The organism is Bacillus sp. FSL M8-0256, from assembly GCF_038005765.1.
GTDB lineage: Bacteria > Bacillota > Bacilli > Bacillales > Bacillaceae > Bacillus > Bacillus safensis.
Genome location: NZ_JBBOTU010000001.1, coordinates 3,834,659 through 3,847,535 on the forward strand (window position 1 = coordinate 3,834,659; position 12,877 = coordinate 3,847,535).

Genomic DNA, 12,877 nt, shown 5'->3' on the forward strand with positions numbered 1-12,877 from the left:
TTGAAGTACTACTTACGCAGCCGATTACAAGCATTATTATAGTCATTAATAATTGAAATAGTCTTGTTTGCAACGTCACTTCCAAGAGATGCATACAATTTCTTATCACCAATAATATAAAATTCTTCTTTAGCTCGAGTGGCCGCAACATTCATTATATTGGGCTCTGAAACAGCCCACTTTGCTGCTCCACTGCTATTTGAATCTGTTCCTAGGACAAAATAGACAATTTTCGCTTCTTTTCCTTGAAAAGTATGAACAGTACCTACATTTATTGGTTTACCTTCTTTTCGTTTAGTAAAGGTTATTTCATCTAAAACTCGTGCAATTTGATAAGCAACATTTCTAAAAGGAGATATCACATAGATATCATCAGCTAAATCTGTATTTGCTTGTATCCGCTCAGTAATTTGTTTTTTCAGTAACTCAGCTTGTTCTTTAACATATTTGTCATTCGCCTTTCCCACACAATGAAGCCACTCTGATCTCCCTTGCACCTCATCTTCATTTTTTCCTTGTACCATTAAACCATCATAAGAAATTTCATTAGAAATCGTGAACATTGGATAGTTTGAACGTCTATGTACCCACAGTGGAATTCCAATCCATTCGTCTTCGTTTTTTTGGAATCCATACTGACTAGTATCATCTACTATTGTTTGAGTGGATGCATTAGCAGATACAAATTTTTCGTCTACGTTATAGTGTCTTCCAATCAAAGTTAAAACATTTGGATCTAAATTTAATACCGGCCTTATTTGTGAGGGGTCTCCAACAACCATTACTTTTTTACTTCTAAAAATGGCTCCTACACTAGCCTGCGGTAATGCTTGACCAGCCTCGTCAATAAATAAGTTGCCTATTGAATTTTCCTTGAGGTTTTTAAACATTCGACCAAAACTTGCAAAAGTTGTACTGATAACTGGCACAGCGAAATTGATCCATTGCCATGCTTCTGAAATTATCTCATGGCCATTCTCTTTCGCAATGTAATTTGATTGTTTATTCCAGATAATCCTTGCTGCTTTTAAATTTCTTACGTTCTCATTGAGGAATTGCTTTCTAACTTTTAAAGCCGAAATAAATAATTCTGATTGTAAAATACGAAACTCCTTTGTAAACCAAGGATTAGACTTTTGGAGTTCTTCGTATGATAAAGAAAAGTCTATTTCCTTAATTTCATTTTGTGACTTGTTCTTTTCAAATGCATCAATTTCTTTTTTCATTTTTCCCAAATCATTATTCTTAGCATTCACCCATCGTTCATAGGTAGATTTTCTTTCCATCATTTGTTTTTGAGTATACTCTTTATTAACAGCATTTTTAGCTAGATGCTTTTCAAGCTGTCTATAATCATTTGTAAGTGTTGTTTTTTGTTGAGTTAGATCATTTAAGTGTTCATTCACGCTGTTTAGCTTTTTGAAATAATGTTCGACTTTAGATTTATTAAATATTTTCTGAAACCATAAAAAACTAGGCTTTTGTGAAGTAAGAACATGATAATTTCGTTCAGCTTGTACTTCTGCCCTTGATAAATTTTCAAGTTCAACAGAAACATTAGATAAAACTTTTTGAAATTTTAATTCCTCTTCTCTAAGTCTCTCTAATTCAGCTTTTGCTTCTTTTTCATTACTAGTCAAAACTTTATGTTTTTCTGTTTTCTCATTTTCAAATTCTTTAACTTGATTTATATAATTGATCTTTAGTTTTCGTATTTTATATAATTTTTGGCTATATTTTTCTACTTTGTCTCTTTCAACTTTTAATTTATTATAAAGCCGTTTGAATTCCTGATATACTCCAGTATTCGATTGATCATCTTCCTCTAAATCTTTTTCAATTGCCTCTATATTGAGAAGCAATTTATTCATGTTGATTGAATTTCCACCTTCTAATGAAAAAACACCCCAATTTTTATCATTGAGCAGTTCACTTATAATGTATCGATCTTTCCCAAATCCTTCTCCTTTTAGTTGAGAATTAGAGATATCTTTGAAATAATTTGCTTTCTCTAATTGATCTTGAAAACATTTTGGAATCTTTTCTTTCACCGGTAATTCATTAACGATATTTTGGACTGCTCCATTATTTGAACTTGCCACAATAATATTCTTATCAGAAATAGATCGTGGTAACACGCCAAGTTTAGCATTTTGCCAATAGGCCAGACTGCCTTGAATCACTTTATTAGAAAGATTTGAAATAGCTAGAGCCTGTTGTACTACTAAATCAGCAAAAATATCCTTCAACAATGTTGTCTTGCCTGTTCCTGGTGGGCCGTTAATACTTCGGATATCGTTTTTGTCGTTTAAAGCTAAATTGACAGCTGCTTGTTGCATAAAATAGAGTGCATAATCAGGGTTTGATGGAAAACGTCCTAACGGGTAATATTTTGGTTTTAAAGCAATTTCCTCAAAAATATAAGCGTTAAAATGTTCAGACTCTTTATGACTGTCTAGATTTCTTCTATTTCCAGTAAACCCATTAAAATATCTGTTTATATTTTCAGTATCAATTAACTTTGCCATTTTTAAATCTTCAATAAAGAATGAATGTAGATTTATATCCTCATTATCCAGATGTCGTATGAATTTATAACGGAAATTATCTATTGATACATGATACTTTTGTATAAGTTCAGAGAACACATTATGAAAACCCTCTTCAAATTTTCGATCTAATTCTTCTCTAAATAAAGTTTCAACTTTTAAAAAATCATCAGGTAAATGGCCATGTTCGCGAATATAACCGCTCATTGTTAAAAACAATTTATCAGCCACCAGATTTAGTTGATGATCAAAATATAAAGCGAAAGTAAATTTTTCCGAATTACTTATTTCCTCATAAGTTTTCTCAATATTATATTTTTCTCTCAAAATATCAACAACTTCTTGGAAATTGAAAATACCAAAGTAAAATACGATTCCAGACTTTTCAAAGGCTTTATCTGACATATTATTGTGTTGTTTTTGATAATATAAAAAATTCATAAAGAATTGTTGCCAATCTTTTTCAATACGATGAAATGTCTTTAATAATTTACCATTTTTATTAATTGAACCTTCTGCTAACTGCTCTATTGTAATCCATGCATTTAGAATATCTTCCTTTTTATTCATGCTATATCTCCTGTTATCGACCATATTTAAATAATTATACTTTTGAATAGTTTTTGACTCTTTAATATTAAATAATAACATACTTTTCCAGCGTCGCTCAATTGATTGTTCATTCGAATTGTAAAAGGCAAATGCATCTGATCAAGTACTTTAAATCTTTGTGAATTTACAATAGGAGATAATTAAAGAGACACTTACACTAGGAATGGGAGTTGAGATACTTGAACATGAAATTAATAATCACCAGTACCTTTATGAAGAGACTTCACTAAATGTATTTTAATAAGAGATCCTTTTATAGTTACATTTCCTCCGTAAACATTAGATTATTACACTTCTAATAAAAATAAAGCGTCATTCAATAGAATTGAATGACGCTCATTTAGGCTATTTATTATCTAATTCTTTTATCATTTTTTTGAGTTGTTAATACATCTATTACAATTAGTACTTAACAAATCTCTTGCACCCTATATCCAATAAACCCCACTTAATAAACAACTTCTCCAAAACGTTTCAAAATAATGAGAATAAATATCAACATTGATTTCAAGACCAATTACACATGATAATACGAAAGATCCTGATAAAAAAGCTTTGATCGAAACTTCTCTTATTCATCATCTCCCTATAATTTTTATTACTGATCTTCATATCATTCTAACAATCCCCGAATACCTACTACAGATGCGCTTGTAGACAACTTTCAAATCATTGTAGTATACCTAATCTTATAATGAATGAGATATAAGTATTTTCGATTAAATATAAAAAAATCAACACACACTTTAGCATATTGGCTTCTTTTTAAAGTCAACCAACTAATTGTATTTTGTAAATTAAACCTTTCTTATCTATTAATAAATCTACGTTTTTAATTAAATGGTTTTACAATAAATTCATCATCCACTAATTTATCTATTAAATTTGTGCCTTTAGCTACTTTATTATTGCCTCCAAGTTTCTGATATTTTTCATAAACATATTCAGCACATAATTTAACTTTTTCCTCAGTAATATCATCTAAATTAAAGTTACCTAATTGTTTTGGTGAAATATCTGCAGATCCAGAAATTTTAGCGGAACAAACATACATTACATAGAAGGAAATATCTGATTGTTCGCTAATAGAATAAACACCTAGATTATTTATAAAGCTTCTAACTCTTTTTCCAATTACCGCAGCATTATAATAACTATCTAATATTCTATTATTTAAATACAGTTGTTTGTATGTTTCTTCATCGTTTAATAGTGTAGAAGGTCTTGCTCTAGCATAATTAGGTTTTCTTAAGAGAATGGATATTAAACATTGAGCTAAAAAAGGAATACTAATTATCTTATCTTTAGGTTTACCTTCATTCTTATAAAAGTTTTTCCTTCTATCATAAAATAACCCCTTTGTTTTCATATAATTCTCAATTTCTCTATGAATACCATCTGTACCTCTTAATATCGCTTTTGGAATTGTTGTTTGACTGTTTGTAGCCAATATAATATTATCTCTTGAAGCATCAGTATCAGGAACTATTATCCTTAATAAAACTTTTCTGCTCTCATTCTTATTTTCTTTTTTTGTGGAAATCAGATAATTATATATTTCGGTCGATGTTTGTAATCCATTTACTATTTCTGGATTCTTTATTTCAAAAACTTTAGTTGATTTTTGATCAATTTTGCTAGCCAGCATTGTTATTCCATTATTCAACCACCAAAAATCTTCTTTATAATCGATTTGCTCTAAGGTTGCAGCAATTTCTTTATTAACAGTTATATTACCTTGATAGTCTCGAACATTAGCTTCAAACATATGTTTTATCAATTTATCATTTTCATTAGTAATGAATTTAAAATACTGGTTAAGATCAGCTAATACAATATATTCTTTTTCTTCTTGTACAATTATTGGTGTTTCAGAAATATGTAAAACAAAATCTGTTTTAGAAGGTGCATCATATAATTTCAAAATTCTTTCTGCATTAATATATTCCACATCGACATCAGTATTGGGACTGGGAAATAAAGTTTTAAGCTTGCTCATTAACTCTGTTGCCTGTTGCTTTACATTGGGATGTACCTCATTTCCTAAACTCACATAAATAAATTTAAAACTAACTATAGGTGATTTAGTTATTAAACTTAAGAATGTATTATGAAACCTTTCAAAGAACTCTAAAACATCACTATTGTAACGATTAGAAAAATCATTATCTTTAAATGCTTCTATTTTAAAAAGATTATCGACAATACTCTTCCACTTATTAAAAACATCTTCTCTAAAGGATGTTTCAAATTTCGATTGTATTATGTATAAATCTAATTTAGGGTTTCTTTTAATATTTTCCAACGGTGTGTCATCATAAATCAATTCTTCATTTACAAATAAATAAAGACCATCACAACCACCGTCATTTCCATTACCAACGATACCTTTTTCAAGTTCTTCATCACTTAAATCAAAAGCTTTTAAAATTAAGCTGGCAGAAAAAGTTTCAAAATAATCATGTAGCAATTTGTTAAATTTTGATGAATTAGACTTAATATCTTCCTGCCTATCTAGTAAACTTTCTTCAAAACTCTTTTTTATTAATTCACTGGCTATTAACTGTGAGTTATCCATTTTAATTGCCATATATAAATTCCCTCCCTTACTATTTAACATTTAATTTAAATCATGTTTCAAAAAGTTCAATTAAGTTGATTTCACCGAAGTTACTTATGATAAGGCTCCCCCCGAACAATCCGAAACGCCCGATAAATCTGCTCCACCAACACCAATCTCATCAACTGATGCGGAAACGTCATCCTCGAAAACGACAGTTTCTCATTCGCGCGCTGCATGACAGCATCGCTTAGTCCAAGCGACCCGCCTATGACGAAACATACTTTGCTTTTTCCGTATGTTGCCAGCTTATCTATTGTATCGGCTAATTCTTCGGAAGTTTTCATTTTTCCTTCGATGGCGAGGGCGATGACGTGGGCGTCGGGGTTGATTTTGCTTAGGATGCGTTCGCCTTCTTTGTCTTTGATGATTTTCATGTCTTGATCGCTGAGATTCTCGGGTGCTTTTTCGTCCGCGAGCTCAATGATCTCGATTTTTGCGTAAGCCTGTAATCGTTTTGTGTATTCGGCTATGCCTTGCTTTAGATATTTCTCTTTTAATTTTCCTACTGTGATAATTGATATATTCACAGGTCATCCCCACCTTAAGAACAAGTTATTCATATAAGTTATCAACAATTGTGGATAAAATTTGTGTATTTTGTGTCCGATCATTCGTTCCCCACTATATATATTGCAGGTTCATCGCACAATTCACAGGTTGTGGATAAACTGTGTGTATGTTCGATTTTTCTGAATTCTGGCGGCGTTTCATGATCATCTATGTACATGTCTAATACGGTTTCTATGTGTTCTGCACACGCATAAAATGTTTTGTTCATAAGTTTCTGATTCCTCCAATAGGTTCTCTGGTTATTCACAAGTGTTTCGCTCATTGTCCAATATAACCGATTTATTCACATGTTAATAGTCTTTTACCATTTCTCACACCTTTTATCCACAAACTAAAAAAAGCCTCCACTTCTGTGAAGGCTTCTTTCTATAAAAATGGATTATAAAATCTCGTTCCTCTAACAAATGTAATCACTAGCGACACGATCAGCACCACACCAACAAACAATAACGCAGCATAATCTGCTTTTTGAAAGTCTTTTGCCGTAAACCATGTGCGCTTTTTATGCTTTCCAAACCCTCGCAGCTCCATCGCATTGCTGATCGTTTCAATCCGCTCTAGGCTAGAAAATATCAACGGCATCACAATCGACAGCGCATTTTTGATCCGTTTTCCCAGCTTTTCATTCTTCGATAAATCAATGCCTCTTGCTTGCTGAGAAATCGCGATCGTGCGAAAATCCCGCTGAATATCTGGAATATAACGAAGAGCAATCGCTACAGCATACGAAATCCGGTAGCTGACCCCAATTCGGCTGAGAGATGAGGCGAATTCACTTGGATTTGTTGTCACAATAAATAAAAGCGCTGCTGGCATCACGGTCACATATTTCAGCGTAATATTCAACTGATAGAAAAGCTGTTCAAGCGTGACATTGTACCAGCCTGCGATATGAAAAAGCTCGTGCTTTGCTCCGTAGATGGCGACACCTTGCTGGGGCGCAAAGATGTAAATGGCGATGTTATTGATCACTAGGAAAATCGCCAGGACGATCACCACGAAGGAAATATCACGAAATCGTACGTTCGACATCTGAAAGAATACGATACTGGCGGCTAACATAAAGACTAAAACGCCTGTATCATACGTGAGCATCGCTGCGGATGACCAGAGGATAAAGCAAATGAGTTTGGTTGCACCTGTCAGCCGGTGAATCGGTGACGGGCGATCGATATAGGACAGCATGTCTACAGCCATGTCATTCGTTCCTTTCTGTCAACCTCAATGAAGCGATCCACGAGTTCATTTGGATTCGGCCAATCTGCTTTCAGCGCCAGTTCATACAGCGATGTTTCCTTTAAGCTCGCCATTTGGACAAGCAGCTGATCTGTCAGCACTTTGGCTGGTGTATCATCTGCGATTTTTTCTCCATCTGAAATGACAATGGTTCTTGTTGTGTATTCTAGCATCAAGTGCATATCATGGGTGATCATGAAAATCGTGACACCCTGCTGGTTTAATTGCTCTAAAAACGTCATCATCTCTGTGTAATGTTTAAAGTCCTGTCCTGCGGTTGGTTCATCTAAGATGAGGATTTCTGGTTCTAATACAAGAATTGACGCGATGGTGACGCGTTTTTTCTGTCCAAAGCTGAGGGCTGATACCGGCCAGTTCCGAAATGGATACAGTCCGCACACTTTCAAGACCCGCTCCACCCGTTCCTTGATCTCGTCTTCCTTTACGCCTCTTAAAACGAGACCGAGTGCCACCTCATCAAAGATCATTTGTTTTGAAATCATTTGATTGGGGTTTTGCATAACAACACCGATTCGTTCGGAGCGCTGTTTGATCGTATCTCCTGTGATGTCATCACCATTTAAAAGAATTGACCCTTTCGTTGGCTTTTCAAATGCACAAAGCACCTTAGACAATGTTGTCTTGCCTGCTCCATTGGCTCCTGCGATGCTGATCATTTCTCCTTTTTTGACGGTAAAAGAGATGTTGCTCAGCGTGTTTGGTCTTGTTGGATAGTCAAAGCACAGCTCGCGCACTTCTAGTAAATCCTGTGCTGCAATCTGTTCTACTGATGGCTCAGACGCTTCCATCCATTGTTCGATTTTCTCTTTTGCCTCGTCGTCTAAGGTGAGACGCTGTAAATCAGCGATCTGATCTCCCGGTCCAACCGGAATGCCTGCATATTTCATCGCCTTTACATATAAAGGCTCACGTAAATACGCCGCTTCTAATACGTTTGAGGCGAGCAATTCATCTGGTGTCATATCCGCTACAATCGTTCCTTCATTGACAACGATAATACGGTCCACATGACGGAAGAGGACGTCTTCTAATCGGTGCTCAACCATCACGATGGTTTTTTTCGTTTGTTTTTGCAGCCGGTCAATAAGGTCGATGACTTCTTTGCCTGTTGCGGGGTCAAGGCTTGCAAGTGGTTCATCAAACAGCAAAATGTCGACATCGTTGACAAGTACGCCTGCGATGGCGACACGTTGTTTTTGCCCGCCTGACAGCTCATGCACGGACGATGCCAGCTTGCCGTCTACCTCTGTTAATCTGGCAGCTTCCTTCACACGTGTGTTCATTTCTTCGCGTGTGACTTGATCATTTTCAAGCGTGAACGCGATGTCTTCTCCAACGGTCAGCCCGATGAATTGTCCATCAGGGTCCTGAAGCACCGTTCCGACAAGCTGTGAGAGGGAGAAAATGTTCTCTTTCTCTGCATTTTTCCCGCCGATGTGAAGACTTCCTTCCATAGAACCTTTATAAGACGCAGGAACTAGCCCATTGATACAATGGGCTAGTGTGCTTTTTCCCGATCCAGACGGGCCTGCGATGAGAACTTTTTCTCCTTCATAGATCGTCAGGTTGATATCCTTTAATGTTGGTTCTGCCTGACTGCGATACTTGAATCCGAAATGTTCGAATTGAATCATCGGTTTCTTCATTTATGTGTTCCACCTTGCTTCATGATGTTTCTTTCGATAGGCTGCCGCTTTTGCTTCTCGTTTTTGCATAGGCTGCAATGATGATGGTTCCTAGTACACCAACTGTGATGATGTTTGAAATCCCTGCCACGATGCCTTGAACAAACACTTTGTTCGCAGGTTCTGCATAGATCACAATGTCAAGTACAGGAGCAATGATAAACCAGCCTAATGCCTGTGCGCCTGCTTGTACGGCATTAAAGAGCGTGATTTTCTTCCAGCCGAAGTCGCCCTCTTCTACTTTTAAACGGTTAGAAATAAAGCCGATCAATAAACCAACGACACCCGATACAATAATCCAGCTCCACCAAGGGCCAAATGTGGTCGCATCTTTAATGAGATGGCCAATAAAACCAATCAGTGCGCCTGCAACAGGACCAAATAGCACGGCCATTAATGCTAGGAATGCGTATGAGGTTTCAATTTGTGTATTCGGAATACCAGTTGGAATGGAGACGAATCGTCCTAGAATCACAAAGACGGCTGCGCCAATTCCAATGGCAACGACAGTTTTCGTTGAAAGTTGTTTTCCTGCCATGATGTTTCCTCCTCTTATTCGTATATAATGCGCGGAGCTTTGCGAATCGAAAGGCGCCAGCCTGTGCCTGTACCGATGTTATAAGCCTTTGCAAATGACCCTTGATTGATCGCCACGCCTAAATGGTCGAGTGAATTGACATATACGAGTGGTTCGCCTACCTTTAAGTCGGCAAAAGATCGTCCATAGGTCATGATATTTTTATACACATTTTTCGGCCCGTTGGCAATGGTAACTTCTATTGCATCCCCATAATTAATTGAAAGCTGTTCAAATAGCGTGTGATGAATGTTTGTCCATAGGTTTCCGAATCTCACATCTAAAATATCAATCGTCCCTGTGATCACATCTTCTTCCGCATAAGCCTGTACGACTGGAAGATGGATAATATCATCAATATTCGCCTTTGGCCCAACCTCTTCAAAAGAAATCACACCTGATGCAATTCTCGCCCCTGTATAAGCGTAAATATCTCTCCCATGGAATGTATGTGATTTTCCCGACTTTGGCAGCCGGTTAATGGTTTCATCTAAATAACGGGCTTCCACAATGCCAATATCCTGGGCAACGTGCGTGAGTGTCCCGTTATCTGGAGTAATGATATAGTGTGAGCTTGTCGTTTTGACGACAAGACTTTTTCTCTCTGATCCAACGCCCGGGTCAACGACGGAAACGAATACCGTCTCTTCCGGCCAGTATGTGACGGTTTGAAGCAAGCGATAAGAAGCCTCCCAAATGTCATACTGCGGAATATTGTGTGTTAAATCAAAAATGCGGATGCTGCTGCTGACCGTATTTGCCACTCCGTACATTGCACTGACAGCTCCATCATCAATGCCGAAATCTGATTGTAAAACCAATGCATGTTCACTCATGTCAATCTCCCTTTCATTTGAAAAAATGGATGTGGTGTTTCACGTGGAACATTTGAACAATTGTATGAAAAAAAGTGGACAATAAAAAATACCCCATCCTTATCTTTGAATCATAAGGACGAGGTATTTGTCTCGTGGTACCACCTTTATTTACTGTTTGCTCGCGCTAAACAGCCTCTACAAGTACAAAGCTCCAATCTGGCTCATATACTGTGGTTTTGATAACGAGTACCAACTCTCGTCGTCACCTACTAATATCATAGATATGTTCAGCACGAGGCTCAGAGACCATTTTTCGAATCATTATTTTTGCTTCTTTTCAGCTGCCGAAGCTCTCTGTGGAAAAATTGATGATTGTACTTTCTCTCGTCATTGCCTGTATAACTATCTTGAATTAAAGCTATCATACATGATGTTTTTTGATAAATCAAGATATTTTTCTGAACATTTTTAAAAATGAGTCAACTGGTGCTGGAAGAGTCTTCTTTTTATGAAATTTAAACAAATGTTAAAGAGCGAGATATGGTGTCTTTCTTTTCTAGGGGTATAATAAAGGTGAAGGGAGGTACAGCGTGTGTGGACCATCTGTATGAATGAGTTTAAGCAGCTCTTCAAAAGCACAAAATCTATTTTAACAATTGTTATTATTTTCATTTTATCTACTTTTGTTTCAAGTCTTCCGTTTATCGCTGCTCATCAGGAAAAATGGGAACTGGCAAAGGATCCTTATTCTATTGGGAATGAACTGGTGATTTCTTTATTTGGTTTCTTCCTTATTTTTTTGTTGTCTCATGATATTTTAAGCCGCGAAATTCATTTGAAAACCATTCGTTTTCTCGTCAGTAAAACAACCCGTTTAAACATTATCATCGGGAAATATCTAGGACTGATGCTGTTTTGGCTTAGCTGTATTATGACGACATATGTGCTGAATATGGTGATTTCACACCGTTTTCTGTTCTCAGATGCCTTAAAAATCTTAACCTTTATCAGTGTCGGTATCTCATGTGCTTTATTTTTGTCCATGCTCTTTCCAACACCGCAGAAATCAATGTTTGTCGGTATGTTATTTTCCTTTCTTTTCCCAATCGTCAGTATGATTTCTGTTCTTTCTTCAGAACGAATGATTCATTGGTTCCAATATATGACGCCTTATTATTATGCGCGCTGGAGTGAACCGCTGACCTACGTCCTAATGAACACGGCATTGACCGTTATCTTACTCATTGGAACTGCACTGCTGTTTCAAAGGAGGGATGTGTAGATGCTTCATACAAAAGGGCTCACAAAAAAATATCGTACAAAAGTCGCAATAGATCATATTAATCTTGATGTCAATCAGGGTGATATCTTCGGCCTCATTGGACCAAAGGGATCTGGTAAAACGACGTTTTTCAATATCATTACCGGGATCTCCCGCCCTACCTCTGGTACGTTTACAGTGATGAATATGCCTTCGCTAAAAAAAGTGAGACAGCATATCGGTGTTCTGCCAGAATATACGGATTTATATGAAGGTCTTACGGCTCTTGAGCATATTGCCTATTTATCAAAAATCACCGGAACACGCCAGAGAACGAGTGATTATGAAGAACTGCTCGAATTTGTCGGTTTACATCATGATCATCAGGAGAAGGTCGGTGCCTTCACACCTGGTATGAAGAAACGGCTCGGAATGGCGCAGGCCATCGCCCATCAGCCGGAATTTATTTTACTTGACGAACCTTTTGCCGATATTGATGCAGATTCGATCTTGCACATTCAGCGGGTCATTGAAACATTAAAGGATGAAGGGAAAACCGTCTTTTTAACAGCTGACCGCCCAAGGTTCACCAATAGTATTTGTACCAAAACGGCGTTCATTTCTGAAGGAAAATTAGTGTCCCCACATACTCATCCTCAAGAGAAAACCATCACATCCTCAAACATACGTGCAACCTTCAAGCATGCATGGATTGATGATGAGGTGAAACCTGTTCTCACGCAGTACCTACAAACTGTCGGAACAGATCTTGTGATCAGTGATGACGAGACCTCATTGTTAATTCGTTCAGAAGCTCAAGTTCCAGCGATCATTCGCGCTTTCGTGAAGTGTAAAGTCGATTTATACAGAGTCACGGCTCAGGATGCCATGATGTCCTCATAAAAAAGTACCGTACGCTTTCTGC

At 36.7% G+C, this 12,877-nt stretch carries 10 protein-coding genes and 1 other annotated feature; of the genes, 2 read left to right on the forward strand and 8 right to left on the reverse strand.

From position 1 onward, the window contains the following. Window positions 1–8 precede the first annotated feature (8 nt). From NSQ76_RS19775 to NSQ76_RS19810, 8 genes are all read right to left on the reverse strand, one after another. Window positions 9–3,119, reverse strand: coding sequence for an AAA domain-containing protein (locus NSQ76_RS19775; protein ID WP_327831133.1), 3,111 nt, complete (start codon window positions 3,117–3,119; stop codon window positions 9–11). An 874-nt stretch (window positions 3,120–3,993) separates the two neighbouring features. Next, a complete protein-coding gene (locus tag NSQ76_RS19780; protein ID WP_306654646.1) occupies window positions 3,994–5,751 on the reverse strand; it encodes an AIPR family protein in 1,758 nt (585 codons plus the stop codon). An 80-nt stretch (window positions 5,752–5,831) separates the two neighbouring features. Continuing rightward, complete coding sequence (gene rlmH / locus NSQ76_RS19785; RefSeq protein WP_034621943.1) at window positions 5,832–6,311, reverse strand: 23S rRNA (pseudouridine(1915)-N(3))-methyltransferase RlmH; 480 nt, start codon at window positions 6,309–6,311, stop codon at window positions 5,832–5,834. 80 nt (window positions 6,312–6,391) lie between these two features. Then, a complete protein-coding gene (locus NSQ76_RS19790; RefSeq protein WP_065215011.1) occupies window positions 6,392–6,562 on the reverse strand; it encodes a CxxH/CxxC protein in 171 nt (56 codons plus the stop codon). Between the two features lie 158 nt (window positions 6,563–6,720). Next, window positions 6,721–7,551, reverse strand: a complete 831-nt coding sequence (locus NSQ76_RS19795) for an energy-coupling factor transporter transmembrane component T family protein (protein WP_095410003.1) — start codon at window positions 7,549–7,551, stop codon at window positions 6,721–6,723. After that, the gene (locus NSQ76_RS19800; protein WP_327831134.1) at window positions 7,542–9,257 is read right to left on the reverse strand and encodes an ABC transporter ATP-binding protein; all 1,716 of its coding nucleotides are present in this window, start codon (window positions 9,255–9,257) and stop codon (window positions 7,542–7,544) included. The genes NSQ76_RS19795 and NSQ76_RS19800 overlap by 10 nt, the downstream gene beginning before the upstream one ends. 19 nt (window positions 9,258–9,276) lie before the next feature. Next, complete coding sequence (locus tag NSQ76_RS19805) at window positions 9,277–9,834, reverse strand: ECF-type riboflavin transporter substrate-binding protein (RefSeq protein WP_024424020.1); 558 nt, start codon at window positions 9,832–9,834, stop codon at window positions 9,277–9,279. 14 nt (window positions 9,835–9,848) lie between these two features. Then, window positions 9,849–10,709 carry an SAM hydrolase/SAM-dependent halogenase family protein gene (locus tag NSQ76_RS19810; protein ID WP_024427616.1) on the reverse strand — a complete coding sequence of 287 codons (861 nt, stop codon included), beginning with the start codon at window positions 10,707–10,709 and terminating at the stop codon, window positions 9,849–9,851. Between the two features lie 111 nt (window positions 10,710–10,820). Beyond that, window positions 10,821–11,091, reverse strand: a binding site (T-box leader). Between the two features lie 192 nt (window positions 11,092–11,283). Between NSQ76_RS19810 and NSQ76_RS19815 the strand changes: the two genes are divergently transcribed. Together NSQ76_RS19815 and NSQ76_RS19820 are read left to right on the forward strand one after the other, a co-directional pair. Continuing rightward, window positions 11,284–11,973: an ABC transporter permease subunit gene (locus tag NSQ76_RS19815; RefSeq protein WP_144489717.1), complete on the forward strand. Its 690-nt coding sequence runs from the start codon at window positions 11,284–11,286 to the stop codon at window positions 11,971–11,973. After that, window positions 11,974–12,855 carry an ABC transporter ATP-binding protein gene (locus tag NSQ76_RS19820; protein WP_024427618.1) on the forward strand — a complete coding sequence of 294 codons (882 nt, stop codon included), beginning with the start codon at window positions 11,974–11,976 and terminating at the stop codon, window positions 12,853–12,855. The last annotated feature ends 22 nt before the right edge of the window (window positions 12,856–12,877 follow it).